This is a genomic window from Sulfuriflexus sp. (assembly GCF_032250955.1).
GTDB lineage: Bacteria > Pseudomonadota > Gammaproteobacteria > AKS1 > AKS1 > Sulfuriflexus.
On record NZ_JAVVES010000113.1, the window covers coordinates 1 to 4,065 of the forward strand.

The 4,065-nt window shown below is 55.9% G+C and carries 3 protein-coding genes; 1 reads left to right on the forward strand and 2 read right to left on the reverse strand.

From position 1 onward, the window contains the following. The first annotated feature begins 250 nt into the window (after positions 1-250). Positions 251-772 (forward strand): N-acetyltransferase, encoded by a 522-nt coding sequence (locus RQ738_RS13240; protein ID WP_314165778.1) that lies wholly within the window; start codon positions 251-253, stop codon positions 770-772. A 180-nt stretch (positions 773-952) separates the two neighbouring features. Here RQ738_RS13240 and RQ738_RS13245 read toward each other — a convergent pair whose 3' ends face one another. Both RQ738_RS13245 and epmB read right to left on the reverse strand, forming a co-directional pair. Further along, on the reverse strand, positions 953-2,779 hold the full coding sequence (locus RQ738_RS13245) for a hypothetical protein (RefSeq protein WP_314165779.1): 1,827 nt from the start codon (positions 2,777-2,779) through the stop codon (positions 953-955). A 106-nt stretch (positions 2,780-2,885) separates the two neighbouring features. Then, positions 2,886-3,911 (reverse strand): EF-P beta-lysylation protein EpmB, encoded by a 1,026-nt coding sequence (epmB, locus tag RQ738_RS13250; RefSeq protein ID WP_314165780.1) that lies wholly within the window; start codon positions 3,909-3,911, stop codon positions 2,886-2,888. Between the last annotated feature and the right edge of the window lie 154 nt (positions 3,912-4,065).

A 4,065-nucleotide genomic window follows, 5' to 3' on the forward strand; every position in this document is an offset into this window, starting at 1 on the left:
AGTCAACCTGTTTACCTTATTTATCCGAAGCTTACCGCTTGTCAGGCTTATGTTAACGGGACAGCAGTGAAATTCTATATCAAAAAAACCGATAAATCATAAAATCGGGCGACTATTTTGGCGCCTTTCCGAAGCGGGTTTTTCGTCTGCATGTGATTGTTTCAAAAGTGGTTGTCAGCCTGCCGTACACCTGCTACTAATAACCCATGTTGATGTTTCAGGCGGGTTTTATGTCCTCGGGAGGTATGTGATGAGTGGTATATTGGTCAGAACCGAGCGGCCGGAAGATTATCAGGCCATTGATGTCGTCAATTTGAGCGCTTTTGAGGGGGATGACGAGGCGAAGTTAATCGCCACGCTCCGTGAGCAGAGCGGTTACCGGGCGGACTATTCGCTGGTGGCCGAGTTTAATGGCCGTCCGGTTGGCCATTTGCTGATGACCCCCGGCCGCTGCAACCAACAGAAAGCGAATACCCCGGTGATGATAATTGCGCCTATGTCGATTGTACCTTCGCAGTCGCGCCGCGGCATTGGTACCGCCCTCGTGGAGGCTGCCAGGAAAAAGGCGCGTGAAGAGGGTATGGCCGCGATGATTGCCGTGGGGGAGCCAGGCTACTATGAGCGCCTGGGTTTTGAGCCCGCCAGTAAGTGGGGGGTGAGGTGTAATCTGCCGGTACCGGAGGATGCCGTCATGCTGGTGGAACTCGAGGACGGCACCCTCAGTGGCGGCTGTACCGTAAATTACAGTGCCCCGTTCCTGTCCCTGTTCTGATCGTTGCCCTGCGGATAAGGGGTCGGAGTCGCGCGGACGTGGTGTTTCGCTGGAATAGCGGGCCGCGATGTTGGTGACAAGGTCAGAAGCACGTGTAGACAGCGACTCCGACCCCGCTGGACAAAGCTTACCGCTTGTCAGGTTTATGTTAACGGGACAGCAGTGCCTTGTTCTGATTGATTACAGGGTGGACCAGAGGGAATCGAATTCCAGTCCGCTATCGGTCTCGGCCTCGCCTTCGGGCTTTGCGGTGGTTTCGTCCTGCTCGGCTTCATGCAATACACGGAACTCAAATTGCGAGAAACCCTGTGTGCCTTCGCGTTGATGCGTCAGGATCGCAATAATTTGCTTGTCCTGCAGGTTGATACGAATATGACTGTCCTGTTTGAAGGGCAGCGCCGGGGTAATAATGGTGGCCGGTTGATCAATCGTACGTAGTTCCGGCAGCATCAGGCAGCGCATGAATTCGGAACTGCGGTCATTGGCATCGTGCTCTTCCAGCCGCGCGGCCACAGCAACAGCGTTCGGCGTCAGCATCTGGATACCGAGCTCAATGCTGTCGTTGCCGAGACTCAGCAGACGCCGGACCACGCCAATTCCCCATTGCTCGATACTTTTATCATGGTGTTCGTGGATGGCCAGCAGATCGCCAACATGTGCTGAAAAATCTGTATCAGTCTGTGAGACCAGGCAGTAGCCGCCGGCGCTGGTGTTTCGCATGGCAAACCGGATGGTTCGATAATCAAAGGGCTGATTATCAGCGGTATGGTCCGTTAGGTGATTCGTGGCGGATTCTGCATTACCGGGATCATTGCCAGAATAAGTATAATTGCTTGTCCAGACATCCGGCCCTGTGTACTGGTCGGAAAGGGCGCTGACGCGGGTAGTGTGAAAGGCTGATTGCCTGCCGTTTTGCAGGGTAAATTCGACGCTATCATTTTCATCAGGGACAAAGGCCTTTTCGCCGTTGATATAGTGATGCGCGGCACTGATACCAAAGGCAACCTCGACTTCGGTTTCTTGTTTGGCAATGCGTGAGAAGCCGCGTTTTGACATGATACTCCACGATGATAGCAGGCGCTGCAGCAAGTTCATCGAGGCAAGGCCGGTCAGTTCGGGATCGGCTGCAGCGATCTGTCTTTGCATGGTTATGATCAGATCGTGAGTGTTCAGCAGCCGACAATCCTGAAAATCATTGCCATGGTACAGGGACAGGTACCCGGGTTGCTTGTCCTCGCGAAGGTTAACAATAAACAGGCCTTGCGGATCTTGCTGTGAAGGAATCTTTTCCAGGCGAACCAGGTGAATAAGCCGGTTAAGTAGACCGCAAACCTTATCGACTTCGCCGCGGTGCAGGCGATAAGGCATGGCCAGTGACAACATGAGTATCTTGTCGTACATCGTGGCAATCGTACAGTTGCCGCCAGGCAGGTGATTCATGTCGTCTTTCAGTGGTGAATCCGATAGTGCGTGTTCTTCGGCATAGCGGTAGATCGTGTGTAGTTCCCGCCAGACATTGCGCGGATAAGGCGCATACACCTGGTAGGAGCGCAGGAGTAACAGGCCGAGATAACTGGTTGAACGATGCAGGGCGGTAAGCAGCAGTTTTTGATCAGGGTGCTTCGTGGTATCCACAAGCTGGCGGGCCACAATCTTGTAGCCCATGGCCAGCTCTGAAGTCAGGGCGCGCGCCAGCTCCGAAACCTTGCGATGCTTTTCATTCAGTGGCAGAGGTCTGCCGGCAAAGTGATCTTCCAGGGATTTGGTAATGTACTGGCACGGCTCACGCAAGGCCTCGAGGGACTTGATACGGTCGTGGACGGAAAGCTGCAAACGATTGATTTCAACCACGGCCTTGAAGACCAGGCGAGAGGTCTCGCCCAGGTTGGCCATGGGCAGGTTGGCAATCCATTTGGCGATAAACTTTGGTCGCGCATCAAAGGAATTGGTATCGGGCGCTTTTTGTGGCGGGATCGCGAGGCCTTCCAGGTCCATATTCTCAGACATCACATCCCTTCCAGTCTGCTTCAACAATAGCTAAATACATGACTACCCGGTCCCCACCAGTAAGTTCACATTATCCAAGTATAACAATATTTTCCAGGGGGGATAATCAACTATCGACAGACCCCTGGAGGGGCCGTTTGCTGGTACCACCGGCCTCCTCGCGAACCAGCCGGGGTACCAGGTAACCGGGCAGGGCCTCGCGCAACGAGTCCAGTAACTGGCAGGCCCGCGCATCGCTGACCTCAAAGTGAGCCGCGCCAGCCACACGGTCGAGCTGATGCAGATAATAGGGCAGGACCCCGGCCTCGAACAGCCGCTCACTGAGGCTTGTTTGCGTGTCTATATCGTCATTTACCCCGGCCAGCAGAACGGCCTGGTTCAGGAGGGTAGTCCCGGTATCACGCAGGCGCGCACAGGCCTCGGCCACCTCGGCATCGATTTCCCGGGGATGGTTAATGTGCAGCACGACCACTGTTTGCAAGCGGCTGCTGCACAACCATGCACAGAGCGCCGCATCAACCCGGGACGGCGCAACGACGGGCAGGCGGGTGTGGATACGCAGGCGTCTGACATGCGGGATAGCGGCCAGCCGCTGGCTGAGGGTGGCCAGCCGCTGGTCGCTGAGGCTTAATGGATCGCCGCCGCTAAGGATAATTTCCGCCAGGTCGGCATCAGCCGCGATGCCAGCCAGGGCCTGTTGCCAGTCATCACGGCCCGGGTTGGCATCGGCATAGGGGAATGCACGGCGGAAGCAATAACGACAATGGATGCCGCAGGCTGGCGTGGCCAGCAACAGGGCCCGGCCATGATATTTATGCAACAGGCCGGGGCTTTGCATGGCCGCCAGGTCGCCAACGGGATCCGATGAAAAGCCTTGTTTTTCATCTAGTTCAGCAGAGATGGGCAGAACCTGGCGGAGCAGCGGGTCGGCTGGGTCCGCCGGCCGGATGCGAGCCAGGTAGGGGGCGGTGACTTTCAGTCCGAAGTGTTTCGCGGCCTGTTCCGCCGCCGGCAGGAGTGTCATGGGCAGGTCGAGACGTCGCAATAACTCGGCGGGATCGGTGATCGCCGCGGCCAGCACCTCGCGCCAGCCGGCTGTTATCTGCAAAGTCGCCTTGGAACCCTGTATCATATTGTACTTCTGAGTGTCGTCCAGACGGCATCATACCGTATCTACCGGGACGAGATCAGTGTCGGCAGATGAAGTAATTATGCCTCGTCAGAAAAATTCATGGGTAGTTTTCGGGGCAGGTAGCGCTCCAAGCGCGTGATATAAGGCGATTTCA

Excerpts from the sequence above, each read along its gene's own strand:
- RQ738_RS13245 (WP_314165779.1), bottom strand. The coding sequence starts at position 2,779 with ATGTCTGAGAATATGGACCTGGAAGGCCTCGCGATCCCGCCACAAAAA.
- RQ738_RS13240 (WP_314165778.1), top strand. The coding sequence starts at position 251 with ATGAGTGGTATATTGGTCAGAACCGAGCGGCCGGAAGATTATCAGGCC.
- epmB (WP_314165780.1), bottom strand. The coding sequence starts at position 3,911 with ATGATACAGGGTTCCAAGGCGACTTTGCAGATAACAGCCGGCTGGCGC.